This window comes from Gordonia sp. CNJ-863, from assembly GCF_001942325.1.
In the GTDB taxonomy this organism is placed as follows: domain Bacteria; phylum Actinomycetota; class Actinomycetes; order Mycobacteriales; family Mycobacteriaceae; genus Gordonia; species Gordonia alkanivorans.
Genome location: NZ_MKKG01000014.1, coordinates 42995 through 68083, shown reverse-complemented (window position 1 = coordinate 68083; position 25089 = coordinate 42995). Strand labels below are relative to the sequence as shown.

Below are 25089 nucleotides of genomic sequence, written 5' to 3'. Positions count from 1 at the left end.
ATCCTTCGGTCTCAGTTGGTGCCCACGCGGTGCGCGCCATCGGTGTGGACGCACGTCCGCGCGGTACGCAGTGGAACCACTCGATTCTGCCGTCGACCGGTTGGGGCCCTCACCTGACGTCCGTCGCCGGGGCGGCGGTCATCGTTCGGCGAGCACCTCACCGATGTATTTGGCAACGGCTGCGACCGACGCGATGGTTCCCGGATAGTCCATCCGTGTGGGGCCGAGCACACCGACGCCGCCGAACACGGTTCCCGATGCACCGTACCCTGTGGACACCACCGAGGTCCCACGCAGGTTCTCGGTCTGCGTCTCCTCTCCGATCTGCACTGTGACCTGGCCCATGTCCTGTGTCGTGGCGAGGATCTTGAGCACGACGACCTGCTCCTCGAGCGCTTCGAGGACGGTGTCCATGCCGCCGACGACCGGCGTGAAGTCGCTCGCCGACCGCGCCAGGTTGGAGGTGCCGCCGAGCACCAGCCGGTCGTCGCCGCGTTCGACGAGGGTCTCGACGAGAACGGTGGCGATGCTGAGGACCGCACCCCGGATGTCGTCGGGTGCCGAGTTGGCGAGCTCGGCCACCGCCGCCGACGCCTCGGCGAGCCGTTTGCCGTGCAGCGCCGCGGAGAACATGTCACGCAGACGACTGATGTCCTCTTCGTCGTGGTCCTCGTTCAGCGCGACCATCCGCTGTTCGACACGGCCGTTGTCGACGATCACGACGAGCAGCAACCGCGACCGGGAGAGCGAGACGACCTCGAGATGCCGGACGCGGGCCGCCGACAGCACCGGGTACTGGATGACGGCCACCTGGCGGGTCAGCTGGGCCAGCAGCTTCACCGAGCGTCGCAGCACGTCGTCGAGGTCGACGCCGGAGTCGAGCACCGACAGGATGGCGCGACGTTCCGCCGACGAGAGCGGCTTGATCTCGCTGATGCGGTCCACGAACATCCGGTAGCCCTTGTCCGTGGGGACTCGACCCGAGCTGGTGTGCGGCTGGGTGATGTACCCCTCGGCCTCGAGTACCGCCATGTCGTTGCGGACGGTCGCACTCGACACCCCGAGCTGATGCCGTTCGACGAGTGCCTTCGATCCGATGGGCTCTTGCGATTCGACGTAGTCGGTCACGATCGCGCGGAGGATCTCGAATCGACGGTCATCCGTTGTGGACACGCGGTACACCTCCTGATCCGAGTCCCGGTCCATGGGGTTGGGCCATAGAGTTGGGTACGTCCCATACTGGGTACGTCCATACTACGAAACCGGCGCGGAGTCACATGATCTTCAAGGGGGTGCGGGAGGGCAGGCCCTATCCCGACCACAAGCTGTCGACGCGGGGCTGGGCCAAGATCCCACCGCGACAGCTGCGACTCGACCAGCTGATCACGCTCACCAAGGTGCTGGCCCTGGACAAGCTGCTCAGCGAGGACTCGACGTTCTACGGCGACCTCTTCGCGCACGTCGTCCGCTGGGAGGGCGACCTCTACCTGGAGGACGGACTCCACCGCGCGGTGCGCTCGGCGCTGCGGAACCGCAACATCATCCACGCCCGCACCCTCGATCTCGACGCCCTCGACCTCTCCGAGGGCGCGCGCCCCCTCGAGGAGCAGCTCGACGACACCGCCGAGATCCCGGCCCGTCCCCGCATCGTCGACGTCCCGCCCGAACCGGTCCGTCCGCCGCGTGGCGCGCCCGAAACCCCTGGCGGTGGTGGGGCTCATCGTCGAGGCGCCCGATCGACCGGCTGGACGAGCCCGTCGCGCCCCGAGCGGCCCTGGTAAACCGCGGCTCAGCCCCAGAGCACGCGGCGGATCACACCGTCGGCGAGAAGCCGGCCGGCGTCGGTGAGGACGTAGGCACCGCCCGTCGAGCCGAGCAGGCCGTCGGCGCACAGCTTTTCGGCGTTCGCACGTTCGGCGTCGTCGAGGAGGTCGTTCGGCAGTCCGGTCCGGAGTCGGGTGGTGAGCATGACCGCCTCCATGTGGCGGTCCTCGGCGGTGAGCTGTTCCGACGACGCCGCGGGCAACACGCCTTCTTTGAGCGTCTGCGCATAGCGCGCCGGATGCTTCACGTTCCACCAGCGCACCCCGTTGACGTGCGAGTGCGCGCCCGGGCCGATCCCCCACCAGTCCGAGCTGTTCCAGTAGGCGAGATTGTGGCGGCACGCACCAGCGTCGTCGAGCGCCCAGTTCGACACCTCGTACCAGCCGAAACCGTTGGCACCCAACCGATCATCGAGGATCTTGTAGCGGTCGGCGAGCACGTCGTCGTCGGGTGCGGGCATCTCGCCGCGCCGGATTCGACGCGCCAGCGCGGTGCCGTCCTCGACGATGAGCGCGTAGGCAGACACATGGTCGACGCCCGCGGACAGCACGGCGTCGAGGGTGGTGTGCAGGTCGGCGTCCGTCTCGCCGGGGGTGCCGTAGATGAGGTCGAGGTTGACGTGGTCGAAGCCGGCCGCCCGGGCCTCCCGCGCCGCGGCGACCGCGCGTCCTGGCGTGTGCACCCGGTCGAGGACCTTGAGCACGTGCTGGGCGGCGGACTGCATGCCGAGCGAGATGCGGGTGAACCCGGCCCCGCGCAGCTGCTCGAAGAACGCCGGCGACGTCGACTCCGGGTTCGACTCGGTGGTGACCTCGGCGTCGGGGGCGAGGTCGAAGTTGGCGCGCACCGCGTCGAGCAGCCGGGTGAGTCCGTCGGCGCCGAGGAGAGACGGCGTACCGCCGCCGACGAAGATCGTCGACACCTTCCGGGTCGGCGCCAGCAGCCGGGCCGCCGACTCCAGTTCCGCGGCGACCGCCTCCTGCCAGGACTCCGGCGACGACGTCGAGCCGAGCTCCCCCGCGGTGTAGGTGTTGAAGTCGCAGTAGCCACAGCGGGTCGCGCAGAACGGGACGTGCAGGTACAGGCCGAACGGCACGTCGGGGTCGACGTCTCGGCACGCCCCGTCGATGAGCTGCGCGGTGAGCTCGGGGGTGGCTGCTTCGATGTCGACCTTCACCGTTCCATCATGACGACCTCGACGTCAGCACCGAAATCGCCGGCTCGGCCGGGGCGGACAACGTCGCGGCTCAGGCCGGGAACAACAACGACGCGTGTCCTCGACCGACTCGAGGTGACCTCCGGTCGCGCCGGCGCAGAGGCGTTTCCATCATCATGATGGAAAATAACCCCAAGTAGACGAGGCGATGGAGATCGTGGCACTATGGACCTCGTGATTTTCCCAGGGGTGTGGCTCGCAGCGCGTCGCCACATTGATCTCAAGCGCGTCAACAGCGCTTTCTGTCGCATCTAGCGACGTCTCGGCCCCGATTGATCCCTGAATCCCAGGGATGCCGGCACGTTTCAGCCCACTTTTTCGTGCAATGAACGCCGGCCCTGTGCGCCGGCACAGGAGATTTCATGACGTCCACAACCGACGCCCCTGCTGCTGTCCCCAGCACGGACGCACAGCCTGATGCCGTCAACCCCGCTGCTGCAGGAGAGGCCGGCACCGAGAAGCGCGCTCGTCCCGCCCGCAAGGCACGCCCGGCCAAGCGCCGCGCCGAAGGTCAGTGGAAGCTCGGCTACCGCGAGCCGCTGAACCCCAACGAGCAGGTCAAGAAGGACGACAACCCCCTCAACGTCCGCGCCCGTATCGAGAACATCTACTCCAAGCAGGGCTTCGACTCGATCGACAAGCAGGACCTGCGCGGTCGGATGCGCTGGTGGGGCCTCTACACCCAGCGCGCCGAGGGTTACGACGGCACCTGGACCGGCGACGAGAACATCGACATCCTCGAAGACAAGCACTTCATGATGCGCGTGCGTTGCGACGCCGGCGCACTCAACGTCGCGCAGCTGCGCACGCTCGGCGAACTCTCCACCGAGTTCGCCCGCGACACCGCCGACCTCTCCGACCGCGAGAACGTCCAGTACCACTGGATCCGCATCGAGGACGTCCCGACGATCTGGGAGCGCCTCGAAGGCGTCGGCCTCAAGACCACCGAGGCCTGCGGCGACTGCCCCCGCGTCGTGCTGGGTTCGCCGCTCGCCGGTGAATCCTTCGACGAGGTCCTCGACCCCACCCCGGCCATCGACGAGATCGTCCGCCGCTACATCGGCGACCCGAAGTACTCGAACCTGCCGCGCAAGTTCAAGACCGCGATCTCCGGCCAGCAGGACGTGGTCCACGAGATCAACGATGTCGCCTTCGTCGGCGTCGTCCACCCCGAACACGGCCCGGGCCTCGATCTCTGGGTCGGCGGAGGCCTGTCCACCAACCCGATGCTCGCCCAGCGCGTCGGCGCCTGGGTCCCGCTCGACGAGGTGCCCGACGTGTGGGAGGCCGTGGTCTCGATCTTCCGCGACTACGGATATCGCCGCCTCCGCGCCAAGGCACGCCTGAAGTTCCTCATCAAGGACTGGGGCATCGAGAAGTTCCGTCAGGTCCTCGAGGACGAGTACCTCGGCCGCAAGCTGATCGACGGCCCGGCTCCGGTGCAGCCCGAACGCCCGATCGACCACATCGGTGTGCAGAAGCTGCGCAACGGACTCAACGCGATCGGCTTCTCCCCCATCGCCGGTCGCGTGTCGGGCACGATCCTGACCAAGACCGCCGAGGCCGTCGCCGCCGTCGGTTCCGACCGCGTGCGCTTCACCCCGTACCAGAAGCTGATCGTCCTCGACGTCCCCGACGACAAGGTCGAGTGGCTCATCGACGAGCTCAAGCCGCTCGGCCTGCACGGCCGGCCGACCCAGTGGCGCCGGAACCTGCTGGCGTGCAGCGGTATCGAGTTCTGCAAGCTCTCGTTCACCGAGACCCGCAAGCGTTCACAGGTTCTCGCGCCGGAACTCGACGAGCGGCTCGCCGACATCAACTCGAAGCTCGACGTGCCGATCACCGTGAACATCAACGGCTGCCCCAACTCCTGCGGACGGTCGCAGATCGCCGACATCGGGTTCAAGGGACAGCTCGTCGAGGACGCCGACGGCAACCAGACCGACGGCTTCCAGGTCCACCTGGGCGGCAGCCTCGGCCTGGACTCCGGTTTCGGTCGCAAGCTGCGCCAGCACAAGGTGCTCGGCACCGAGCTCGGCGACTACATCGAGCGCGTGGTCCGCAACTTCGTGGACCAGCGCGAAGAGGGTGAACGGTTCGCGCAGTGGGCCGTTCGCGCCGACGAGGAGGCTCTCCGATGACCATCAGCACCCCGGCACCGGCCACCGGCCGCCGCCACAGCGAGGACGAACTCCGGGCGATCGCGGCGAAGGGCGCGGCCGACCTCGGTCCCGACGCCACCCCGGAGGAACTGATCCGGTGGACCGCGGAGACCTTCGGCACCAACTTCGTCGTCGCGTCGAACATGCAGGACGCCGCCCTCGTCGATCTCGCGGTGAAGAACATCGACCGCGAACACCTCGGCGGCGACCCGGTCAAGGTCCTGTTCCTCGACACCGGCTACCACTTCGCCGAGACCATCGGCACCCGTGACGCCGTCGAACAGGTGTATGGGGTTCGGATGGTCAACCTCAACCCCGAGCACACCGTCGCCGAACAGGATGAACTGTTGGGCCGCAACCTCTTCGCGCGCGATCCCGGCGAATGCTGCCGCATGCGCAAGGTCGTGCCGCTCAAGGCGGGCCTTGCCGGTTACGACGCCTGGATCACCGGCATCCGCCGCGTGGAGGCGCCGACCCGGGCCAACGCGCCGCTCATCTCGTTCGACGAGGGCTTCGGGCTGGTCAAGATCAACCCGATCGCAGCGTGGTCCGACGAGACGATGCAGGACTACATCGACTCCAACGGCGTGCTCGTCAACCCGCTGGTCGACGAAGGCTACCCCTCCATCGGCTGTGCACCGTGCACCGCCAAACCCGAACCCGGATCCGATCCGCGCAGTGGCCGCTGGGCCGGTCGCGCCAAGACAGAATGTGGGCTCCACGCATGACCGTCACCGAACCAATCCGCGATACCACCGTCTCCGCCGAGGCCGACGACTTCACCACCCTCGACGCCCTCGAATCCGAGGCTATCCACGTCTTCCGTGAGGTGGCAGGCGAATTCGAGCGCCCGGTGATCCTCTTCTCCGGCGGCAAGGATTCGACCGTCCTCCTCCACGTCGCACTGAAGGCGTTCTGGCCTGCGCCGCTGCCGTTCTCGCTGCTGCACGTCGACACCGGGCACAACCTGCCCGAGGTCCTAAAGTTCCGCGACGACGTCGTCGACCGTCACAACCTGCGCCTGCACGTCGCCAAGGTCGAGGATTACCTCGCCGACGGCCGGCTCACCGAGCGCCCCGACGGCGTCCGCAACCCGCTGCAGACCATCCCGCTGCTCGATGCCATCACCGAGAACCGCTTCGACGCGGTCTTCGGCGGCGGTCGCCGCGACGAGGAGCGCTCGCGCGCCAAGGAGCGGATCTTCTCGCTGCGCAACGCCTTCGGCCAGTGGGACCCGAAGCGTCAGCGTCCCGAGCTGTGGAACCTCTACAACGGCCGTCACGCCCCGGGTGAGCACGTGCGCGTGTTCCCGCTGTCGAACTGGACCGAGCTCGACATCTGGCGCTACATCGCCCGCGAGCAGGTTCTGCTCCCCTCGATCTACTACGCCCACGAACGTGACGTCTTCCTGCGGGACGGCATGTGGATGACCCCCGGCGTCTGGGGCGGACCCCGCGAAGGTGAAGAGCTGCAGCGTCTCTCGGTGCGCTACCGCACCGTCGGCGACGGCTCGTCGACCGGCGCGGTGCTCTCCGACGCCGCCGACAACGAGGCCGTGCTCGACGAGGTGGCCGCGTCGCGGCTGACCGAGCGCGGCGCCACCCGTGGCGACGACCGGGTCTCCGAGGCCGCCATGGAAGACCGCAAGCGCGAAGGATATTTCTGACATGAGACACGCACCCGACCTTCTCCGCATCGCCACTGCGGGCAGTGTGGACGACGGCAAGTCGACGCTCGTCGGCCGCCTGTTGTACGACACGAAATCCGTCCTGGCCGATCAGATCGACGCAGTGACCAAAGCATCGGTGGACCGCGGGCTCGAAGGGCCCGACCTGTCGCTGCTCGTCGACGGCCTGCGCGCCGAGCGCGAGCAGGGCATCACCATCGACGTGGCGTACCGCTACTTCGCTACGCCCGCACGCTCTTTCGTGCTCGCCGACACCCCGGGCCACGTGCAGTACACGCGTAACACCGTGTCCGGCGCCTCCACCGCCCAGCTGGTGATCCTGCTCGTCGACGCCCGCAACGGCGTCGTCTCGCAGACCCGCCGCCACGCCGCGGTGATGGCCCTTCTCGGTGTGCCGCAGCTGGTGCTGGCGGTCAACAAGATCGACCTCGTCGACGATCAGGCATCGGTGTTCGCCGAGATCTCCGCCGAGTTCGCCGAACTGACCCGCTCGCTCGGCTGGTCCGACGACCAGGTCACCGCCATCCCGGTGTCCGCGCTGCACGGCGACAACATCGCGAACCGCTCGGAGAACACCCCGTTCTACAACGGCCCGACCCTCATCGAGCACCTCGAGACGGTCCCCAACCTCACCGAGCGTGCCCCGGTGGGCCTGCGCTTCCCGGTGCAGTACGTGATCCGCCCCCGCACCGCGGAATACCCCGACTACCGCGGTTACGCGGGTCAGATCGCCGCCGGACGGGTGTCGGTGGGTGACGAGGTCGTCGTCCTGCCGTCGGGTCAGCGAACCACCGTCAGCCAGATCGACACCGCCGACGGTCCGCTGGAGTCCGCGCACACCGGGCGCAGCGTCACGATCCTGCTCGCCGACAACGTCGACATCTCGCGCGGCGACCTCATCGCCGCCGCGGTCGACGCCCCGGAGCCGGTGCAGCAGTTCACCGCGACCGTCTGCTGGCTCGCCGAGAAGCAGCTGCGCCCCGGTGCGCGTCTGCTCCTCAAACACGGCACCAAGACGACGCAGGCCATCGTCGGTGGGCTCGACGCCCTCTTCGACGAGCAGAACCTGGCGCTCGTGGAGGCCCCGGAATCGGTGGAGCTCAACCAGATCGTGCGGATCTCGGTACAGACCGCCGAGCCCATCCCGGCCGACGACTACCAGGTGAACCGCGAGTCGGGCAGCTTCCTGCTGATCGACCCGCAGGGTGGCAACACCCTCGCCGCCGGCCTGGTGGGCGACGCACTCGCGCCGCTGCACCTCAAAGAGTTGGTGTGAGTCCGGTTCTCGTCCTCGTCGCACACGGCAGTCGCGATCCGCGCTTCGGCGCGACCGCGCGCCGTGTGCGCGACGCCGTCGCCGCCACGCTTCCGGGCGTCGAGGTGGTCCTGTCCTACCTCGATCTCGACGAGCCGCTCGTCGGCGAAGTCTGGCGACCGGGAGCGAGACCGGTGACGATCCGGTCGTCGTCCCGCTGCTGCTGTCCGCCGGGTATCACCACAAGATCGACCTACCGGCGATCATCGCCGAGCACCGGCCGTTCGCACAGCAGACCGACGTCATCGGCACCCGGTCGTTCACCGCAGCACTCGCCGACCGTCTGCTCGAAGCCGGGCTTCACGAGCGCGACGGCGTGATCCTGTCGGCGGTCGGTTCCTCCGACGAATCCGCCGACCGTCACGTCCGACGCCGGGCCATCGAACTCTCCACGTACCTGCATCGGCCGGTCGAGGTGGTCTTCGCGACCAAACTCGGTTCGGGCAACCGCGCCGTCGCCACGGCGGTCCGTCGACTCCAGGCCGTCGGTGCCGAGCGCATCGCACTCAGTCCGTACTTCTTGTCGGCCGGTCTGCTGATCGAGCGGGTCGAGTCGGCTCTGGACGCGCTGGCCGACGAAACGCTCGTGGCCGGACCGCTCGGCGCGCACCCCGACGTCGTCGAGGGGATCTGCGGCCTCTATCGCACGGCCGCACAGCGTCGCACGGTGATCGCCGGGCGCTGACCGCCCGTCAGGTCGTTCCCCGATGGGGTCCGACGGCCTTCTCACATCGTGACGAGCCAGGCGATCACGACGAGGACCAGCAACGCCAGCAGCGCGAGGGTGACCGGCGAGCGCATCAGTTTCACAGTCCGGTCCCATCGTCGTCGGCGAAGCGTCGGCGGTCGAACAGCGTTGCCGCCAGGTCGACCAGGAGATTGAGAACATAGGCGAGCAGGATCGCGACCGGAATCACCACGGCGACGGTGACCAAGAGCTGCGGAACGAAGGACAGGCCGGTCAGCCACTCCTCCACGCCGTCCCACCAGGCGAAGAACGCCGTCACCTCATCACCTCGTCCGTCCGATTCGGTTCATCTGTCTGCCCGGCCCCGTTCGGGCCGACTGGCGTCGGACAGCGCCCGTCGCAATGATAGATCCCATGTCTGTTGCAGATGACTCCACCGTAACGTCCCTGCCGACCGCGACCCCCACACAGGGCGCCGGCACCGACGCCGCACGAGTCAGCGTGCCGGGACCGGCACCGATGCCGCCGACCAACCCGGCGCACCGGAGCGCCTTTCCCCCAATCGGCGACTACGCGTTCCTGTCCGACACCGAGACCAACTGCCTCATCGCCCGCAACGGCTCCGTCGAGTGGATGTGCGTGCCGCGTCCCGATTCGCCGAGCGTGTTCGGGGCGGTGCTCGATCGGAGCGCCGGCCACTTCCGCCTCGCGCCGTACGGCGTCAGCGTGCCCGTCGACCGCCGGTACCTCCCCGGCAGCCTGATGGTCGAGACGACGTGGCAGACCGACACCGGCTGGATCATCGTGCGCGATGCCCTGGTCATGGGCCCGTGGCACGACAACGAGCGACGCTCCCGCACTCATCGCCGTACGCCCACCGACTGGGACGCCGAGCACATCCTGCTCCGCACGGTGCGGTGTGTGTCAGGCACCGTCGAACTGCACATGAGTTGTGAACCGGCGTTCGATTACCACCGGGGTACGACCAAGTGGGAGTACACCGGCCCGGCCTACGGCGAGGCCATCGCGACCGCCAAGGACACCGAGTCCGACGCGGACATGCCCACTCTCAAACTCACCACCGACCTCCGTCTCGGACTCGAGGGCCGTGAAGCGCGTGCGCGCACCCGTCTCGTCGAGGGCGACAACCGGTTCGTCGCGTTGAGCTGGTCTCGGTTTCCTGCACCGCAGAACTGGGACGAGGCGGCCCAGAAGATGTGGTCCACGGCCGAGTCGTGGCGGCAGTGGATCAACATCGGCACGTTCCCCGACCATCCGTGGCGCTCCCATCTGCAACGCTCCGCGCTCACCCTCAAGGGACTCACCTACTCCCCGACCGGCGCGCTCCTGGCCGCCGCGACCACCTCGCTGCCGGAAACCCCTCAGGGCGAACGTAACTGGGACTACCGCTATGCGTGGGTGCGCGATTCGACGTTCGCGCTGTGGGGGCTGTACACGCTGGGCCTCGATCGTGAAGCCGACGATTTCTTCTCCTTCATCGCCGACGTCTCCGGCATCACCAACGGCGAACGGCATCCCCTGCAGGTGATGTACGGCGTCGGCGGCGAGCGGACGCTCGAAGAGGAAGAGCTCACCCACCTCTCCGGTTACGACGCGCCCGCCCCGTCCGCATCGGCAATGGTGCGTACAACCAGGCGCAGCACGACATCTGGGGCACGATGCTGGACTCGGTGTACCTCAACATCAAGTCCCACGAGGCGGTCCCCGAGACTCTGTGGCCCGTCCTCAAGGCTCAGGTCGAGGAAGCGATCAAGCACTGGCGCGAACCCGACCGCGGCATCTGGGAGGTGCGCGGCGAACCGAAGCACTTCACCTCGTCGAAGGTGATGTGCTGGGTGGCTCTCGACCGCGGTTCCCGCCTCGCGACCATGCACGGCGAGGAGAAGCACGCCCGCGAGTGGGCGGCGATCGCCGACGAGATCAAGGCCGACATCCTTGCCCACGGCGTCAACGACCGCGGGGTCTTCACCCAGCGCTACGGCAACGACGCGCTCGATGCGTCGCTGCTTCTCGTGCCGCTGCTGCGGTTCCTTCCGCCCGACGACTCTCGTGTCCGCGCAACGGTTCTCGCGATCGCCGACGAGCTGACCGACAACGGCCTGGTGCTGCGCTACAAGGTCGAGGAGACCGATGACGGCCTCACCGGCGAGGAGGGCACCTTCACGATCTGTTCGTTCTGGCTTGTGTCGGCGCTCGTCGAGATCGGCGAACTGTCACGCGCGAAGACCCTGTGCGAGCGACTCCTGTCCTACTCGAGCCCCCTCAAGCTCTACGCCGAGGAGATCGACGCGAAGACCGGCCAGCAGCTCGGCAACTTCCCGCAGGCGTTCACCCACCTCGCGCTGATCAACGCGGTCATGCACGTGATCCGCGCCGAGGAAGCCGAACACCAGCACACGTTCCAGCCCGCGAATCACTGACGATCGAGATGTTCAGGCCTCGGTCAGCGCCGCGACCTTGGTGGCCCGCGCGTACACGGTCTCCCCGGCCTGCAGGTTGAGGGCGTTCTGGTCGCCGCGGGTGATCTGGGCGGCGAACTCGTCGCCCGTGGTCGCGGCCACGAGCTCGACACGGGTCTCGAAGCCGAGGTTCACGACGCGCAGCACCGTCGCCTTGATCACACCGGTATCGAGCGATGCGTCGGCGGCCGGCGAGGCCATCTCCGGGGTGCGTCCGATCCGGATGTCGTGCGGGCGAACCAGTTCGCCGTTCAGGCGGACCGTCGAACCGAGGAACGACGCGACGAACTCGTTGGCCGGACGGTCGTAGAGATCGTCGGGGGTACCGACCTGCTCGATGCGTCCCTTGTTGAGGACGGCGATGCGGTCGCTCACGTCGAGCGCCTCCTGCTGGTCGTGGGTGACCAGCACGGTGGTGACGTGCACCTCCTCGTGGAGACGACGCAGCCAGCGGCGCAGGTCATCTCGCACCTTCGCATCCAGGGCGCCGAACGGCTCGTCGAGGAGCAGCACCTTGGGGTCGACGGCAAGTGCGCGGGCGAGCGCCATCCGCTGCCGCTGGCCACCCGACAGCTGCGCCGGGAACCGGTGCTGGAAGACGGAGAGTCCGACCACCTCGAGCAGCTGGTCGACCTTGGCGTCGACCTCCTTCTTGGGCCGCTTGCGGATCTTGAGGCCGAAGGCGATGTTGTCGCGCACGGTGAGGTGTTTGAACGCGGCGTAGTGCTGGAACACGAATCCGATGTCGCGCTTCTGCGGTGACTTCTGCGAGACGTCGTTGTCATTGATCCGGACGGTGCCCGAGTCCAGGGTGTCGAGGCCGGCGATCGCCCGCAGCAGCGTCGACTTGCCGGAGCCCGACGGCCCCAGCAACGAGGTGAGCTGACCGTCCGGGATGTCGATGGAGACGTTGTCGAGGGCGGCGAAGTCGCCGTAGCGCTTGTTCGCGCCGATCACCTGAATGGACATGTCACACGCCTTCCTTGTGCTGGGCGTTGGGATGGACGATCTGCTTGGCGTCGACGGATGCCGGCCCGTGCGGCGGGGTGAGGTCGACCTCGGTGAGTTCGACGTCGCCCGAGGTGGATTCGCTGGCGTCGACGAGGCGGGACTTGGCGCGGCGCTCGATCAGGGACATCAGGACGAGCACCAGGATGGCGACGAACATCAGCAGGGTCGCGGCCGCGTAGGCGCCGAACTCGTTGTAGTCGTCGGTGTAGCGGGAGTGGACCAGCAGCGTCAGCGTCTGGGACACGCCGGGATAGTTCGACGACACCATGGTCACCGCGCCGTATTCGCCCAGCGCTCGCGCGACGGTCAGAACGATGCCGTAGGTCAGGCCCCAGCGGATCGCCGGGAGGGTGACCCGCCAGAAGACCTGCCAATTGCTGGCGCCCAGCGTCGCGGCGGCCTCTTCTTGTTCGGTGCCGATCTCCCGGAGCACCGGTTCGACCTCGCGGGCGACGAACGGCAGCGTGACGAACAGCGTGGCCAGCACCAGCCCGGGGAAGCCGAAGATGATCCGGAAGCCGAGACTCTCGATGCCGCCGAACCAGCCGCCGTGGCCCCAGAGGAGGATCAGCGCGACACCGGCGACCACCGGTGACACCGCGAACGGCAAGTCGACGACGGCCTGCAGGAATCCCTTGCCGGGGAACCGCCCACGGGCCAGGGCCAGCGCAGTGATCACGCCGAAGACCACGTTGAGCGGCACGACGATGGCGACGATGAGCAGGCTGAGCTGCAGTGCGGAGATGGCCGCCGGGGTGGTGATCCACTCCCAGAACTGGACGATGCCGTGTTCGAAGGAGCGGTAGAAGATGGTGCCGACCGGAACCATCAGGAGGACGAACAGGTAGACGAGCGCGATGGTGCGCAGCGTGTACTTGGTCGGGTTCGACACCTTCATCGGTCAGCGTCCTCCCGCTTGGACTGCCACCGTCCGGCGACGCGCAGGATGAGCAGTGCGACGAAGGCGATGAGCAGCAGGACCACCGAGATCGCGGCCGCGTCGATCGGCGCGTCGATCTCGATCTGCTGCTGGATGTACTGCGAGGCCACCTGGGTGTCGCCCGGGATGTTGCCGCCGATGAGCACCACCGAACCGAACTCGCCGATGGCGCGGGTGAAGGCCAGGCCGGCACCGATCAGGATCGCCGGCAGCAGCGCGGGCAGGATGATCTTGCGGAAGATCGTGAGGTTGTTGGCGCCGAGTACCGCCGCGGCCTCCTCGACGTCGACGTCGAGTTCGATGAGCACCGGCTGCACCTGACGGACCACGAACGGCAGCGTGACGAACGTCAGCGCGATCACCAGAGCGGGCTTGGTGGCGTTGAGCTGGATGTCGATGGGGCTGTTCGGCCCGTACAGCGACAACAACACGAGACTGGCGACGATCGTCGGCAGCGCGAACGGCAGGTCGATGATGGCGTTGACGAATCCCTTGCCGGGGAACTCGTCGCGGACCAGCACCCACGCGATCAGCGTGCCGAACACGACGTTGATCAGCGCCGCGACGACGGACACGACCACGGTGATCCAGATGGCGTCCACCGCGGCGGGCGCCGAGACGGCCTCCCAGAAGCCGCTCCAGCCGTCGTCGAAGGACTGCACGGTGATCGCCGCGAGTGGCAGCAGCACGATGACGCTGAGCCAGAGCCAGGCGACGCCGATGGTCATCGGGCTCACGCCGGCGAAGGTCCGCGAGCGTCCGAGGAACCCGCGTGGCGGCCGGGAGTCGGGAACGGGTGTCCCGGTCTCCGTGGCCGTCGAGTCGACCGAGGTCACTGCTTACCCCCTGAGTCGTAGATCTTGGTGATGGCGCCCTTCTTGCCGAACAGCGCCTCGTCGACGGCCTTCCAGCCGGTCAGGTCCTTGCCGTCGTTGTCCTCGGCGGTGCCCTCCCCGAGCACCTTGCCGAGTTCGGCGATGGTCCACAGCTTCGCGATGTCACCGGGGAACCGATCCCGGGTCGCCTCGATGACCGCGGGGTCCACCGGCCGGAATCCCTGCTCGGCCCAGATCAGCTGCGCCTCCGGGGTGAAGAGGAAGTCCACGAAGGAGCGTGCGCCCGCTTTGTCGTCGGAGGTGTTGACGACCGCGACGGGGTTCTCGATCTTGAAAGTCTGCGGCGGGATCACGTATTCGACCTGGCTGTTCGGGGCGGCGGTGGAGTTGGCCTTGTCGAGCATGATCGCCTCGTTCTCGTAGCTGATCAAGACATCGCCCTGACCCTGCTCGAACGCCGTGGTGGCCTCGCGGCCCGACTTGGGCACCACCTTGATGTGGTCGCGCACCAGTTTGGCCACGTAGTCGAGGCCGGCCTGCGAATCCCGGCCGCCGTCGCTGAGCGCGGCATACGGTGCCAGCAGATTCCACTTCGCCGACCCGGAGCTGCCGGGGTTCGGGGTGACCACCTGCACACCGGGCTTCAGCAGATCGTCCCAGTCGCGGATGCCCTTCGGATTGCCCTTGCGGACCACCAGCGCGACGACCGACCCGAACGGGGTGCTGTTGTTGGGTGCCTGCTTTTTCCAGTCCTCGTCGACCAGACCCGCCTTCACCAGGCGGGTGATGTCGGGTTCGACGGAGAAGTTGACGACGTCGGCCGGAACACGACGGGCCACCTTGCGCGACTGATCACCGGAGGCGCCGTACGACGCCGAGAAGCCGATGCCGTGGCCCTCCGGGGTGTCGCGGAACGCCGGGATGATCTCGTCGAAGCCGATCTTGGGGACGGCGTAGGCGACCAGATCGAGGTGCCGGTCGCCGCTGGAGATGTCCACTCCGCCGGGCTCGTCGGTCGATCCGCCACCGCAGCCCGCGACGAACACCATCGCCAACGCCAGAAGGCTCACCAGCACCCGGGTGCCACGCGGCGTGACAGGGCCAGCGCTCACTCTTCCTCCAAGACTCAGCGGGGCCGGTCGGGACAGGGCGGTGACCGGCGGGACCGGATCACGCTAGCAACCCGCAAGGGCCTCGCCGGAGTTGAAATCATCGAGATCTGAACTCCGCCCAGGCCATGCACACACACGGTGAGCACCCTGACCCTCTACTCCAACCGCCAGTCTTCGTAGGCGCGCGGATCGTTGACCGGTTCGACGTGCGTCGTGATGTTCAGGTCCGGGACCGCTGCGTGCAGGTCGTCCTCGACGACCTCGGTGAGATCGTGGGCGCGCTGCACCGACCAGTCGCCGGGCACGAGCATGTGGAGCTGCAGAAACCGTTCGTGACCGGCCTCGCGGGTGCGGATGTCGTGGAAGACGATGCCGTCGGTGCGGTGCCGGTCGAGCACGTCGTCGATGGCGGAGCGCTGCTCGGCGGGGAGCGCGGAATCCATCAGTCCCGCACTCGAGCGCCACACGAGCCGGGTACCGACGACCATGATGTTGATCGCGACAGCGATGGCGATCAGCGGGTCGAGGGGCAGCCAGCCGGTCAACGCGACGAGGAACACACCCACGAGGACGCCGACGGTGGTCGCCACGTCGGTCATCAGATGCTTGCCGTCGGCCTCGAGGGTCAGCGACCGGTGTTTGCGGCCGGCGCGGATGAGGATCAACCCCACCGCCGCGTTGAGGGCCGTGGCGCCCACCGAGATGCCGAGGCCGAGCCCGATCTCTTCGAGCTCGCGGGGGTTGATGAGCCGGTCGATCGCGGTCACGACGATGATCACCGCCGCCACGACGATCAGGACACCTTCGAAAACCGCCGAGAAGTACTCGGCCTTGGTGTGCCCGAAGTTGTGCCCCCGGTCCGGCGGCTTCGCGGCGACGCGTAGTGCGACGAACGCGCCCACGGCGGCGACGACGTTGACGATCGATTCGAGCGCGTCGGACAGCAGGCCCACCGACCCGGTGATCCACCAGGCCAGCAGCTTGAGGCCGAACACGACCACCGCGGTCACGATGCTGAGCACCGCGAACCGGGCGAGGTTGTGGCGTTGTCCCCTTGTCATGATCGAACCCGGCTCAAGCCGCGAGCCCCCGACGACGCAGGAGCGGCTCGATCTGCGGTTTACGGCCGATCAGCGCCTCGTGCGATACCAGCGGGTCGATGCTGTCACCGCGCGACAGCGTCGCCTCGGCAAAGCGTCGCCCGTTGTCGCGCTCCAGGCCGCCCGAGGCGAGGAACCACTGTTCGGTCTCGGCGTCGAGGACCTCCGACCAGATGTAGCTGTAGTAGCCGGCCGAGTAGCCGCCGCCAAAGATGTGGTTGAAGTAGGCGCTGCGGTAGCGGGGCGGGATCAGGTCGGTCTGCAGGCCGACCTCGGTGAGCGCCTTCGCCTCGAACGCCTCGACGTCGGTGACGGCCGCGGCCTCCTCGACCGTCAACCGATGCCAGGCCAGATCGAGCGACGACGCCGCGAGGTACTCGATGGTCCCGTGCGCGGTCTCGGCGCCGGCGGACTCCCGTGCGGCGGCGGCCAGTTCGGCCGGGATCGCCTCACCGGTCGCGTGGTGCAGCGCATAGTTGGCGAGCACATCCGGGTGGAGGGCCCACATCTCGTTGACCTGCGACGGGAACTCGACGAAGTCACGCGGCACCGATGTCCCCGACTGCGACGGGTACTGCACTGACGACAGCAGACCGTGCAGAGCATGCCCGAACTCGTGGAACAGGGTCGTCAGCTGATCGATGGTGAGCAGACACGGCTGCCCCTCATCGGGTTTCGTCAGGTTCAGGACGTTGACGATGATCGGCTGGGTCTCCAGCACCGACGACTGGTCGACGATGTTGTTCATCCAGGCACCGCCGCGCTTGGACGGCCGCGCGTAGAAGTCGCCGAGGAACAGTCCGATGCCGGTGCCGGAGTCGTCCCGCACCTCCCAGACGCGCACGTCGGGGTGATAGACGGGCAGTCCCGTCCGTTCGACGAACGTCAGGCCGTACAACTTGTTGGCGGCGTGGAAGACTCCGCGCGTCAGGACGGTGTCGAGTTCGCAGTAGTCGGCGAAACCGTCGAGCGGTACCGAGGACTTGGCCTGCTTCTCACGTTCGAGCCAGAAGGTCAGGTCGGCGGGTCCGATCTCGGCGCCTTCGGCGAACTCGGTGAGCCGCGTCAGTTCCCGACCCCCGGCACGCATCGCCGATCGGTTGAGTTCCCGCAGCAGGTCGTCGACCGCGGACGCGTCGGGCGCGGTCTGCTCGGCGATCACGAACTCGGCGTGGTCGCGGTACCCGAGCAATTCGGCACGGCGAGCACGCAGACGCACGATCTCGAGGACGAGTTCCCGGGTGTCGTGGTCGTTGCCGCGCGCGCAGCGGTTCACCGACGCGTCGAACACCCGTTGCCGCACGGCAGGATTCGTCAACTCGGTCAGCACGGACTGGCTGGTCGGGAGTTCCAGGGTGATCAGGTGGCCGCTCTCGTGGCCGGCATCGGCCGCCGCGCGTCGAGCGGCCGCGATCTGGCCGGCGGACAAGCCGTCGAGGTCCGACGCGTCCTCGACGAGGACCGCCGAATCGTTGGTGTCGTCGAGGATCTTCTGCGAGAACGTGGTCGTCAGATACGCGAGCCGGGAGGCGATCTGGCGCATCTCCTCCTGCTCGGCCTCCGGCAGACCGGCACCGGCACGCACGGACTCGCGGTACCGCTTGTCGAGGAGTCGACGCTGCGGCTCGGTCAGGTCGAGGTCGTCGGCGCGGGACGCGAGATCCGAGATCCGGCCGAACAGAACCGGGTTCATCGCGATCGTGTTGCCGTGGTCGGTCAACAGCGTCGAGAGCTCCTGGGAGATCTCGTTGCGCTTGGGGTTGGTGTCGGGGCCGACGAGATTGAAGAAGATGCCCGACGCGCGGGCCAGGTCGCGACCCGACAGCTCCAGCGCCTCGATCGTGTTGCCGAAGGTCGGTTCCGCGGGATCGGCGGCGATGGCCTCGACCTCGGCGAGGTGCGACGCCATCGCCTCACGGAAGGCGGGCAGGAAGTCGTCGTCGGAGATCGACGCGAAGTCCGTCAGATCGTAGGGCAGATCACTCTGTGCCAGTACCGGATTGGTTGCGCTGTCCTGCCCCGTCATCTACTTCCCTTTCGGTTTGTCACCTGCGGCATCGGTGGAGAGCGCCGCGACGAACGCCTCCTGCGGGACGTCGACACGGCCGATGGTCTTCATCCGCTTCTTGCCTTCCTTCTGCTTCTCGAGCAGCTTGCGCTTACGGCTGATGTCGCCGCCGTAGCACTTCGCGAGCACATCCTTGCGGATCGCCCGGATGTTCTCGCGCGCAATGATCTTCGAGCCGATGGCCGCCTGGATCGGGACCTCGAACTGTTGACGCGGGATGAGCTCGCGGAGCTTGAGCGCCATCTTGTTGCCGTAGGCGTAGGCGGCGTCGCGGTGGACGATCGCGCTGAACGCGTCGACGGCCTCGCCCTGGAGCAGGATGTCGACCTTGACCAGGTCGGCTTCCTGCTCGCCTGCCTCTTCGTAGTCGAGAGATGCATAGCCGCGGGTGCGCGACTTCAGCGAGTCGAAGAAGTCGAAGATGATCTCGGCCATCGGTAGGGTGTAGCGGAGTTCCACGCGGGTCTCCGACAGGTAGTCCATGCCGCCGAGCTCGCCGCGCCGCGACTGGCAGAGTTCCATGATGGCGCCGATGAACTCGCTCGGCGCGATCACCGTGGTCTTGACGACCGGCTCGTAGATGTGGCGGGTCTTGCCCTCCGGCCAGTCCGACGGGTTGGTGACGATGTGCTCGGAGCCGTCCTCCATCACGACGCGGTACACCACGTTGGGTGCGGTGGAGATGAGGTCCAGGTTGAACTCGCGCTCGAGACGCTCGCGGGTGATCTCCATGTGGAGCAGACCCAGGAAGCCGCAGCGGAATCCGAAGCCCAGCGCCACCGACGTCTCCGGCTCGTAGGTGAGCGCGGCGTCGTTGAGTTGCAGCTTCTCCAGCGCCTCACGCAGGACCGGATAGTCGGAACCGTCCATCGGGTACAGGCCCGAGTAGACCATCGGCCGCGGTTCGCGATATCCGGTCAGCGCTTCGCTCGCGCCGTTGCGGGCGCTGGTGACGGTGTCACCGACCTTCGACTGGCGCACGTCCTTCACACCGGTGATGAGGTAGCCAACCTCGCCGACGCCGAGTCCCTGGGTGGGCTTCGGTTCCGGCGACACGATGCCGACCTCGAGCAGTTCGTGGGTCGCGCCGGTCGACATCATCTGGATCTTCTCGCGCGGCACGATCTTGCCGTCGACGACACGGACGTAGGTGACCACGCCGCGGTAGGTGTCGTAGACCGAGTCGAAGATCATCGCGCGTGCCGGCGCGTCGGCGTTCCCGACGGGGGCGGGCACCTTGCGGATGACCTCGTCGAGCAGTTCGCCGACGCCGACGCCGGTCTTGCCGGACACCCGCAGGACGTCCTCGGGCTCACAGCCCACGATGTGGGCGAGCTCGGCGGCGTAACGCTCGGGGTCGGCCGCGGGCAGGTCGATCTTGTTCAGGACCGGGATGATGGTGAGGTCGTTCTCCATCGCGAGGTACAGATTGGCGAGCGTCTGTGCCTCGATGCCCTGAGCGGCGTCGACGAGGAGGACCGCGCCTTCACACGCCTCGAGCGCACGCGACACCTCGTAGGTGAAGTCGACGTGACCGGGGGTGTCGATGAGGTGCACTACGTAGTCGTCACCGTCGAGCTGCCACGGCAACCGCACGTTCTGCGCCTTGATGGTGATGCCGCGCTCACGCTCGATGTCCATGCGATCGAGGTACTGCGCCCGCATCTGGCGCTCTTCCACGACACCGGTGAGCTGCAGCATCCGGTCGGCCAGCGTCGACTTTCCGTGGTCGATGTGGGCGATGATGCAGAAGTTCCGGATGCGCGCCGGGTCGGTGAAGGTTGTGTCGACGAAGGTGGGAATTGGAACTACTCCTCGAGGATGGACACGTACGTTGACCACCATGTTCTCATGAGCGCCGCGAATGGTGCCCAAGCGGATGGTGGGGCGCTACCGTGGCAGCCGTGACAGCCGAGTCCGCCGAGTCGAAAAAGCCAGGGACCACCATCGCCACCGTCGAGACCGAGGACGTCGCCGCCGACGTGCACCGCCCGGACGGCACTCCTCGCGCCACGATCGTCTTGGCGCACGGCGCGGGCGGCAACCGCGACGCGGTCATCCTGCGCGCGCTCGCCGACGAACTGAGTTCGCGCGGCTACGTCGTCGCCCGGATCGACCTCCCCTATCGCCGGCGCCGACCCAAGGGACCGCCGAGTCCGTCGACGTCGCCGGCCGACCGCGACGGCATCCGCGCCGCCTGCGCGACGTTCCGCGAGGAGTCCGACGGCCCGCTGTTCGTCGGCGGCCACTCCTACGGCGGGCGTCAGGCGTCGATGGCGGTCGCCGAGGACGGCACCGACCTCGCCGACGGCCTGCTGCTCAGCTCCTATCCCCTGCACCCGCCGGGCAAGCCCGACCGGCTGCGCACCGAACACCTGCCGTCGATCACCGTGCCGACCCTCGTCGTCCACGGCAGCACCGACCCGTTCGGCACCACCGAGGAGATGGCCGAGGCGATCGGCCTGATCGACGCGCCGACGCGGATCGTCGAACTCGAGAAGGTCGGTCACGACCTCAACCCGAAGAAGAAGCCGACCGCGCAGCTGACCGCCGACGCGGTCGACGAGTTCCTGATGAGAGCATTCCGGCCGTGACGAGCCGCAGCATCCGGTCCCGCCTCCGTCCCACCGCCGAGGTCGCCCGCACGATCAGCTACAACCCCGAACTCGACGGCGACGCCGACCCCGGCGAGATCGTGTGGACCTGGGTCGCCTACGAGGACGACCCCAACCAGGGCAAGGACCGCCCGGTGCTCGTGGTGGGCCGCGACGCCAACGCCGAGACCGCCGACGGTGGCACTTTCGAGGAGGTTCTGGGTCTGATGCTGTCGAGCAAGGACTACCACCGGGACGACGACGACTGGTTCGCCGTCGGCACCGGGACCTGGGACTCACAGAATCGGCCGAGCTTCGTCCGCCTCGACCGTGTCCTCGTCGTCGACGCCGACGGCATCCGGCGCGAGGGCGCAATCCTCGACCGTCGCCGTTTCGACGCGGTCGCCGACGAACTCAGGTCGCGCTTCGGCTGGCGCTGAGCACTCCCCTACGCCAGCCGCGTGATCTCCACGATGACGTCGAGATCCGTTGCGCCACCACCGGTGTAGACCCCCTTGAGTGGCGACACATCCGCGTAGTCGCGGCCGACGCCGACCGACACGTGCTGCTCGGTGATCGGAGTGTCGTTGGTCGGGTCGTAGCCCCACCAGCCGCCGGTCCATGCCTCGATCCATGCGTGGCTCTGGCCTTGGACCGTCTTGTCGATCGCCGCATTCGGTTTCGGATGCAAGTACCCCGACACGTAGCGGGCCGGAATTCCCAGGCCGCGCAACATCACCAGGGTGAGGTGGGCGTAGTCCTGGCAGACCCCCTTGCGCTCGTTCCAGGCGTCGACGGCGGTGGTGTGCACGCCCGTGGTGCCGGGTACGTACTCCATCTCCTCATGGACGAACCGGGACAGCGCCTCGACCGTCTCCGCCGGGGTGAGCCCCTTGGCGACCTTCTTGGCCGCCGCGATCAGCTGCCGGTTCTTCGGCACATAGGTGGTGTTGGAGAGCATCTCGTCGTAGCGATCCATGACGGCCTCGCTGCGGATGTCCTCCCACGAGACCTGGTCTTCCTCGGCTGGTCGCTGTCCGGCCTCGGTCTCCACCACCGACATCCCCGACACCTCGAGTTCCTCGTGCGGCGCATGGAGATCGAAGGCGGTGACCGCCGTACCCCAGTAGTCGGTGTAGCGATACGACCTGGTGGCCGGCACGGTCTCGACACGGTTGACGATCACGTTCTGACGGGCGTCGCTACGGGGCGTGATCCGGGCCTCGTTGTACGAGGAGGTGACGGGACTGTTGTACGCGAAACCGGTGGAATGGACGACGCGCAGACGCCAGCTCACAGTTCACTCTCCTCGATCGCTTGGCCGTCGCTGACGCGGGTGTCGGCCCACGAGACATACGGCGACACATGGAAGTACTGCTTGGTGACCGCCTCGTTGACGGCCCGGCAGGTGTCCTGCAGATCAACCAGACGTTCCTGCAGCCCGTCGAGCAGCTCGCCGGGCTCGAGGAACTCCAGCGAGCTCCGCGCCCGACCGAGCAACAGCTGGGCCTCGGCCTGGGCTCCGACGCGGCTGGGACCCTTCTCGAGCTGCCCGAGGTTGCGTTCGGCGACGCTGAGCGCGTGGAAGATCGACCGCGGGAACAGGCGATCGAGCAGCATGAACTCGACGATGTTCTCCGCGTCGAGGACGCCGCGGTAGGTGCGCAGGAAGGTGTCGTGACCGCCGGCGGAGACCAGCACGTTGACCCATGCGGGCGACGAGGTTCGATCCCCCGCTCGCGACAACAGCATTCGGATCGTCATGTCGACCCGCTCGACGGAGCGGCCGAGCAGCAGGTAGCGGTAGCCGTCGTCGTGGCTGAGGGTGGCGTCGGCGAGGCCGGCGAACATGGCCGCACGGTTCTTCACGTACGAGAGGAACTCGTGCGGACCGAGGCGGCGCGACCGGCGTTCGGCGGCGTCGAGTCCGTTGTAGGTGGTGTTGAGACACTCCCACAGCTCGCTCGACGTGACTTCCCTTGCGCCGCGCGCATTCTCGCGTGCCGCGCGGATGAGGTCGACGATCGACCCGACCGCGTCGGCATCGTAGGCCACGCGTTCCGTCAGCGACCAGACGTCGAGTTCCTCGTCGGTCTCCGGCGCCTCGAGCCCGAGTACCTGGATGATCAGTCGCGCCTGCTGGTCGACGTCGACGGTGGTGTCCTCGAGCAGCTGGTGGATCGCGACGTCGAGGATGCGCGCCATGTCGTCGGCGCGCTCCACGTACCTGCCGATCCAGTACAACGACTCGGCGTTGCGCGCCAACATCATCGGGGATCACCGCCCTGCTGTTGCTGCTGTTGGGTCTGGGTGTGCACCGGGTCGGGGGCGCTGTCGGCGGGCCGGGCCGCGGCGACGCCACTGGTGGTGACCACCTTCGCGCCGGAGAGTTCGCGTTCGGCCTCCGACGTCCGGCTGGCGAGCACCCAGGTGTCCTTGGAACCACCTCCCTGGCTGGAGTTCACCACCAACGATCCCTCCGGCAGGGCGACGCGAGTGAGGCCGCCGGGCAGGACCCAGACCGACTCGCCGTCGTTGACGGCGAACGGACGCAGGTCGACGTGACGCGGACGGATCTCGTTGCCGATCTTCGTCGGCACCGTCGACAGCTGCACGACGGGTTGTGCGATCCAGCCGCGCGGATCGTTGCGCACCTTGCGGGCCAGGGTGTCCAGCTCCGCCTTGGTGGCCTCGGGCCCGAAGACGATTCCGTATCCACCCGATCCCTCAACGGGTTTCACGACGAGCTCGTCGATGCGGTCGAGGACCTCCTCGCACTCCTCGGGAAGCCAGCAGCGCAGGGTGTCGACGTTCTGCAGACTCGGCTTCTCACCGAGGTAGTACTCGATGATCTCCGGGACGTAGGTGTAAATCAGCTTGTCGTCGCCGACGCCGTTGCCGACCGCGCTCGAGATGACCACGTTGCCGGCGCGGGCCGCATTGAGCAGTCCGGCGACACCCAGCATCGAATCGGGGCGGAACTGCATCGGGTCGAGGAAGTCGTCGTCGATGCGGCGGTAGATGACGTCGACGCGCTGTTCGCCCTCGGTGGTGCGCATGTAGACGACGTTGTCGCGGCAGAACAGATCTCGGCCCTCGACGAGCTCGACACCCATCAGGCGTGCGAGCAGCGAGTGTTCGAAGTACGCGGAGTTCGCCACCCCCGGGGTGAGCACGACGATGTTCGGGTCGGCCTCGTTGAACGCCGCCGATGCGCGCAGCGCACGCAGCAGATGGCTCGGATAGTCGGCCACCGCGCGGACGCGGTGTTTGGAGAAGAGGTCGGGGAACACGCGCGCCATCGCGCGGCGGTTCTCGAGCACGTATGAGACACCCGACGGCGACCGCAGGTTGTCCTCGAGGACCCGGAAGTCGCCGTTCTCGTCGCGGATCAGGTCGATGCCGGCGACGTGGATGCGAACACCGTTGGGCGGCCGAATGTTTGCTGCCTGCCGATGGAAGTGCTCACAGGAGTGGACGAGCCGTTTCGGCAGCACGCCGTCGCGCAGGATCTCCTGCTCACCGTAGATGTCGTCGAGGAACAACTCGAGGGCCTGCACGCGCTGGGTGATACCCGCTTCGAGCTTGCTCCACTCCCCGGCCGAAATCACGCGCGGCACAATGTCCAACGGGAAGGGGCGTTCCTGGCCGGACAGCGAGAAGGTCACACCCTGATCGAGGTAGGCGCGGCCCAACGCTTCGACGCGGGCCTCGACCAGGTCGGACGAGTCCTCGTCGGACATCGCCTTGTAGATGCCGCGATACGGGGTGCGCACATCGCCCGCGGCATCGAACATCTCGTCATATGCCTTGCCGTACGGACCTTTTGAGTACCCACCGAAGTTCCCGGTGAAGTTCTCCTCACCGCTCGACTTGCGGGATCTGCCTCCTGACCCCGAACTCTTCGACGATCCGGAGCGGCCCGAGGCCGCCTTCCCGGACGAGCTCGACGTCGTTGTCTTCGCGGATGCGGACTTTCGCGGCGCCTTCTTGGCGGGCGCACTTGTCGATGCGGGGGTCATAAATTGCCATGGTGCCGCATAACCGCGAAATCGG

20 protein-coding genes and 2 pseudogenes are annotated in these 25089 nt (G+C 67.5%); 9 read left to right on the top strand and 13 right to left on the bottom strand.

Features of this window, described 5'->3' with window-relative positions:
• Nucleotides 1-138 precede the first annotated feature (138 nt).
• A complete protein-coding gene (gene hrcA, locus BJF87_RS09400) occupies nucleotides 139-1173 on the bottom strand; it encodes a heat-inducible transcriptional repressor HrcA (RefSeq protein ID WP_006359135.1) in 1035 nt (344 codons plus the stop codon).
• Between the two features lie 104 nt (nucleotides 1174-1277).
• Between hrcA and BJF87_RS09395 the strand changes: the two genes are divergently transcribed.
• Entirely contained in the window at nucleotides 1278-1781 is a 504-nt protein-coding gene (locus tag BJF87_RS09395; protein ID WP_006359136.1) for a type II toxin-antitoxin system VapB family antitoxin, read from the top strand.
• 8 nt (nucleotides 1782-1789) lie between these two features.
• On the opposite strand, the gene hemW is transcribed toward BJF87_RS09395, so the two are convergent.
• A complete protein-coding gene (gene hemW / locus BJF87_RS09390) occupies nucleotides 1790-3001 on the bottom strand; it encodes a radical SAM family heme chaperone HemW (RefSeq protein ID WP_006359137.1) in 1212 nt (403 codons plus the stop codon).
• Nucleotides 3002-3402: 401 nt separating this feature from the next.
• On the opposite strand from hemW, the gene BJF87_RS09385 reads away from it, so the two are divergent.
• The 5 genes and pseudogenes from BJF87_RS09385 to BJF87_RS09365 all read left to right on the top strand — a co-directional run bounded on the left by BJF87_RS09385 (nucleotide 3403) and on the right by BJF87_RS09365 (nucleotide 8889).
• Nucleotides 3403-5181, top strand: coding sequence for a nitrite/sulfite reductase (locus tag BJF87_RS09385; RefSeq protein WP_075862982.1), 1779 nt, complete (start codon nucleotides 3403-3405; stop codon nucleotides 5179-5181).
• Nucleotides 5178-5930: a phosphoadenylyl-sulfate reductase gene (locus BJF87_RS09380; protein WP_006359318.1), complete on the top strand. Its 753-nt coding sequence runs from the start codon at nucleotides 5178-5180 to the stop codon at nucleotides 5928-5930. The genes BJF87_RS09385 and BJF87_RS09380 overlap by 4 nt, the downstream gene beginning before the upstream one ends.
• The gene (gene cysD, locus BJF87_RS09375; protein ID WP_006359319.1) at nucleotides 5912-6868 is read left to right on the top strand and encodes a sulfate adenylyltransferase subunit CysD; all 957 of its coding nucleotides are present in this window, start codon (nucleotides 5912-5914) and stop codon (nucleotides 6866-6868) included. The genes BJF87_RS09380 and cysD overlap by 19 nt, the downstream gene beginning before the upstream one ends.
• Nucleotide 6869: 1 nt before the next feature.
• Nucleotides 6870-8165: a sulfate adenylyltransferase subunit 1 gene (locus tag BJF87_RS09370; protein ID WP_006359320.1), complete on the top strand. Its 1296-nt coding sequence runs from the start codon at nucleotides 6870-6872 to the stop codon at nucleotides 8163-8165.
• Nucleotides 8162-8889, top strand: a pseudogene (locus BJF87_RS09365) (sirohydrochlorin chelatase). The gene BJF87_RS09370 and the pseudogene BJF87_RS09365 overlap by 4 nt, the downstream one beginning before the upstream one ends.
• Before the next feature lie 121 nt (nucleotides 8890-9010).
• Here the strand turns inward: BJF87_RS09365 and BJF87_RS09360 are convergent.
• Nucleotides 9011-9211, bottom strand: coding sequence for a hypothetical protein (locus BJF87_RS09360; protein ID WP_035751305.1), 201 nt, complete (start codon nucleotides 9209-9211; stop codon nucleotides 9011-9013).
• A gap of 95 nt (nucleotides 9212-9306) precedes the next feature.
• On the opposite strand from BJF87_RS09360, the pseudogene BJF87_RS09355 reads away from it, so the two are divergent.
• Nucleotides 9307-11333 (top strand): annotated as a pseudogene (locus BJF87_RS09355) (glycoside hydrolase family 15 protein).
• A 12-nt stretch (nucleotides 11334-11345) separates the two neighbouring features.
• Here BJF87_RS09355 and BJF87_RS09350 read toward each other — a convergent pair.
• From BJF87_RS09350 to lepA, 7 genes are all read right to left on the bottom strand, one after another.
• A complete protein-coding gene (locus BJF87_RS09350) occupies nucleotides 11346-12341 on the bottom strand; it encodes a sulfate/molybdate ABC transporter ATP-binding protein (RefSeq protein ID WP_075862981.1) in 996 nt (331 codons plus the stop codon).
• Between the two features lies 1 nt (nucleotide 12342).
• A complete protein-coding gene (gene cysW, locus BJF87_RS09345; RefSeq protein WP_035751302.1) occupies nucleotides 12343-13281 on the bottom strand; it encodes a sulfate ABC transporter permease subunit CysW in 939 nt (312 codons plus the stop codon).
• On the bottom strand, nucleotides 13278-14159 hold the full coding sequence (gene cysT, locus BJF87_RS09340) for a sulfate ABC transporter permease subunit CysT (RefSeq protein WP_075862980.1): 882 nt from the start codon (nucleotides 14157-14159) through the stop codon (nucleotides 13278-13280). Before cysT ends, cysW begins: the two co-directional genes overlap by 4 nt.
• A complete protein-coding gene (locus BJF87_RS09335) occupies nucleotides 14156-15271 on the bottom strand; it encodes a sulfate ABC transporter substrate-binding protein (RefSeq protein WP_075862979.1) in 1116 nt (371 codons plus the stop codon). Before BJF87_RS09335 ends, cysT begins: the two co-directional genes overlap by 4 nt.
• 155 nt (nucleotides 15272-15426) lie before the next feature.
• Nucleotides 15427-16332 (bottom strand): cation diffusion facilitator family transporter, encoded by a 906-nt coding sequence (locus BJF87_RS09330; RefSeq protein WP_006359325.1) that lies wholly within the window; start codon nucleotides 16330-16332, stop codon nucleotides 15427-15429.
• Between the two features lie 13 nt (nucleotides 16333-16345).
• Entirely contained in the window at nucleotides 16346-18397 is a 2052-nt protein-coding gene (locus BJF87_RS09325) for a M3 family metallopeptidase (RefSeq protein ID WP_006359326.1), read from the bottom strand.
• Nucleotides 18398-20284, bottom strand: a complete 1887-nt coding sequence (lepA, locus tag BJF87_RS09320; RefSeq protein WP_035751383.1) for a translation elongation factor 4 — start codon at nucleotides 20282-20284, stop codon at nucleotides 18398-18400.
• 50 nt (nucleotides 20285-20334) lie between these two features.
• Between lepA and BJF87_RS09315 the strand changes: the two genes are divergently transcribed.
• On the top strand, nucleotides 20335-21033 hold the full coding sequence (locus BJF87_RS09315) for an alpha/beta fold hydrolase (protein WP_006359328.1): 699 nt from the start codon (nucleotides 20335-20337) through the stop codon (nucleotides 21031-21033).
• The gene (locus BJF87_RS09310) at nucleotides 21030-21473 is read left to right on the top strand and encodes a type II toxin-antitoxin system PemK/MazF family toxin (RefSeq protein ID WP_006359329.1); all 444 of its coding nucleotides are present in this window, start codon (nucleotides 21030-21032) and stop codon (nucleotides 21471-21473) included. The genes BJF87_RS09315 and BJF87_RS09310 overlap by 4 nt, the downstream gene beginning before the upstream one ends.
• 8 nt (nucleotides 21474-21481) lie before the next feature.
• On the opposite strand, the gene BJF87_RS09305 is transcribed toward BJF87_RS09310, so the two are convergent.
• The 3 genes from BJF87_RS09305 to BJF87_RS09295 are packed head-to-tail and all read right to left on the bottom strand — an operon-like array spanning nucleotide 21482 to nucleotide 25055.
• Nucleotides 21482-22330 (bottom strand): transglutaminase family protein, encoded by an 849-nt coding sequence (locus tag BJF87_RS09305; protein WP_006359330.1) that lies wholly within the window; start codon nucleotides 22328-22330, stop codon nucleotides 21482-21484.
• A complete protein-coding gene (locus tag BJF87_RS09300; RefSeq protein ID WP_006359331.1) occupies nucleotides 22327-23304 on the bottom strand; it encodes an alpha-E domain-containing protein in 978 nt (325 codons plus the stop codon). Before BJF87_RS09300 ends, BJF87_RS09305 begins: the two co-directional genes overlap by 4 nt.
• Nucleotides 23301-25055 carry a circularly permuted type 2 ATP-grasp protein gene (locus BJF87_RS09295; protein WP_040004209.1) on the bottom strand — a complete coding sequence of 585 codons (1755 nt, stop codon included), beginning with the start codon at nucleotides 25053-25055 and terminating at the stop codon, nucleotides 23301-23303. Before BJF87_RS09295 ends, BJF87_RS09300 begins: the two co-directional genes overlap by 4 nt.
• Nucleotides 25056-25089: the final 34 nt, after the last annotated feature.

What these genes read in the sequence shown, in the direction of transcription:
- BJF87_RS09395 (WP_006359136.1), top strand. Translation starts at nt 1,278, where the DNA reads ATGATCTTCAAGGGGGTGCGGGAGGGCAGGCCCTATCCCGACCACAAG.
- BJF87_RS09385 (WP_075862982.1), top strand. Translation starts at nt 3,403, where the DNA reads ATGACGTCCACAACCGACGCCCCTGCTGCTGTCCCCAGCACGGACGCA.
- BJF87_RS09380 (WP_006359318.1), top strand. Translation starts at nt 5,178, where the DNA reads ATGACCATCAGCACCCCGGCACCGGCCACCGGCCGCCGCCACAGCGAG.
- cysD (WP_006359319.1), top strand. Translation starts at nt 5,912, where the DNA reads ATGTGGGCTCCACGCATGACCGTCACCGAACCAATCCGCGATACCACC.
- BJF87_RS09370 (WP_006359320.1), top strand. Translation starts at nt 6,870, where the DNA reads ATGAGACACGCACCCGACCTTCTCCGCATCGCCACTGCGGGCAGTGTG.
- BJF87_RS09350 (WP_075862981.1), bottom strand. Translation starts at nt 12,341, where the DNA reads ATGTCCATTCAGGTGATCGGCGCGAACAAGCGCTACGGCGACTTCGCC.
- cysW (WP_035751302.1), bottom strand. Translation starts at nt 13,281, where the DNA reads ATGAAGGTGTCGAACCCGACCAAGTACACGCTGCGCACCATCGCGCTC.
- BJF87_RS09330 (WP_006359325.1), bottom strand. Translation starts at nt 16,332, where the DNA reads ATGACAAGGGGACAACGCCACAACCTCGCCCGGTTCGCGGTGCTCAGC.
- BJF87_RS09325 (WP_006359326.1), bottom strand. Translation starts at nt 18,397, where the DNA reads ATGACGGGGCAGGACAGCGCAACCAATCCGGTACTGGCACAGAGTGAT.
- lepA (WP_035751383.1), bottom strand. Translation starts at nt 20,284, where the DNA reads ATGGTGGTCAACGTACGTGTCCATCCTCGAGGAGTAGTTCCAATTCCC.
- BJF87_RS09300 (WP_006359331.1), bottom strand. Translation starts at nt 23,304, where the DNA reads ATGATGTTGGCGCGCAACGCCGAGTCGTTGTACTGGATCGGCAGGTAC.
- BJF87_RS09295 (WP_040004209.1), bottom strand. Translation starts at nt 25,055, where the DNA reads ATGACCCCCGCATCGACAAGTGCGCCCGCCAAGAAGGCGCCGCGAAAG.